Here is a 1,158-nt window from a genome sequence, read left to right on the forward strand (position 1 = left end):
GCGTAGGTCATGGGACTTCCCTTCGCGGAGTGGATCATGCAAGGGGCTGGCCAGCCGCGGGGTAACGATGTCACGGCGGAGCGGTGTGCTGTGAAGGAACAACTTGATTGTCTGAAGCTTTTTGAGCTTTCTCGGAAGCCCGTAATCCGGCGAGGTCAGGCTGCTGCCGGCTTCTATGACGGCTTGTCTCAGGACGCTCGGAAGAAGCCGGAACCATCCGGATCCGACATGGTTGACCTGCGGCACGTCGCCTGGCTCGACCAGTGCGTACTGCACGCCTGACGAAGGAGCCCCCTCTCGAGCACCTTTGGTCTGCAGGCTGTCGACCTGAAGGTCTCCCTGACGCCCCGGTGCAACATGCGCGCTGTACCAACTGCATGCCGGAGGAGGCAGCGGCTGGCCAAGCTGGACCAGCGCCAGAGCCTCAGCCCATTGCGGCCGGGTAGCGCCCACAACATCCGCGTAGGACTTGTTCTCCGACACGGCGGTGACCCGGTCCGCAGGCACTGAAGACGCCACCGGCGAGGCCCCGCGTCATGGCCCCCCGGTACCCGCGCAGCGAGATGCCGGCAGCGGGGGCGCGAGCTTCTGCCCGGCCGCCGCCCCCACGAACGACTTGCCCGACCCCGTGGCCATCTGCGCGGTCACCCGCAGCCCCGCCGGCGCACTCTGCCCCGGACGCAGCGTCAGGCCCCGCACGATCGCCTCCAGCGCCTCCACCTGGTGGTGGCGAAGCGTGATCTCCTCGGGCCCCTGATCCTCCGCCAGGAAAGTCTCCACGCTCACAGAAATGTTCTCCCCTCGAATGCCCCAGGCCGGACCCGGGATCTGACAAGAACTGCTGACAGTGCGTTTCTGATACATTCACCGGCCGGGCCGAGAGGCCAGAAAGTACGGGAATCAAAGCCAATGTGCGGGCGGCTTTCGGTAGCCTACCAGTCAGCCCGGAGAAAAACCGGAGAAACTCCGGAAGTGCCGGGGGCGGACCCCGCATCCGGCAAGGTTTCCTGACAGAGGCCAACTGATACACTGGTCACCGTTGCTCACCCTCCGAGGGTAGCGCACCCCAACCTCACCCGGGGCCGAAAATGCCGGTCTGGACCCCGGTCTAGACCTCCCTGAGAGGAGTGAAGCCGACCCGCACGCGCCCCCGATGCC

2 protein-coding genes are annotated in these 1,158 nt (G+C 65.9%); both read right to left on the minus strand.

From position 1 onward, the window contains the following. Positions 1-519, minus strand: a 519-nt coding sequence (locus tag ACFVSW_RS27980; RefSeq protein ID WP_387319893.1) for a hypothetical protein, incomplete at its 3' end; no start/stop codon positions are given. A gap of 15 nt (positions 520-534) precedes the next feature. After that, entirely contained in the window at positions 535-786 is a 252-nt protein-coding gene (locus tag ACFVSW_RS27985; RefSeq protein WP_387319894.1) for a DEAD/DEAH box helicase family protein, read from the minus strand. Between the last annotated feature and the right edge of the window lie 372 nt (positions 787-1,158).

Source organism: Neobacillus sp. NPDC058068 (assembly GCF_042885335.1).
Lineage (GTDB): Bacteria > Bacillota > Bacilli > Bacillales > Cytobacillaceae > Neobacillus.